At 42.3% G+C, this 319-nt stretch carries 1 protein-coding gene; it reads right to left on the bottom strand.

What is annotated here, in order from left to right:
• Nucleotides 1-319: hypothetical protein (locus tag OZJ21_RS09750; RefSeq protein WP_442916323.1), on the bottom strand; the 319-nt coding region annotated here is incomplete at both ends.

Below are 319 nucleotides of genomic sequence, written 5' to 3'. Positions count from 1 at the left end.
GAATCCTTGAGTACAAGTTCCTCACTAAGTGAAAGCTTAAGTACATCAAGTTCGTTGAGTGAATCCTTGAGTACAAGCTCCTCCTTGAGTGAAAGCTTAAGTACATCAAGTTCGTTGAGTGAATCCTTGAGCACAAGCTCATCCTTAAGCGAAAGCCTAAGCACATCAAGCAGCTTGAGTGAATCCTTGAGTACAAGTTCATCCTTAAGCGAAAGCCTAAGCACATCAAGTTCCTTGAGTGAATCCTTGAGTACAAGTTCATCCTTGAGTGAAAGCTTAAGCACATCAAGTTCCTTGAGCGAATCCTTGAGCACAAGCT

Source organism: Ligilactobacillus sp. UO.C109, assembly GCF_026847815.1.
Classification (GTDB): Bacteria; Bacillota; Bacilli; order Lactobacillales; family Lactobacillaceae; genus Ligilactobacillus; species Ligilactobacillus salivarius.
The sequence above is the reverse complement of the archived record's forward strand: the minus strand, read 5'-3'. Positions and strand labels throughout refer to the sequence as shown.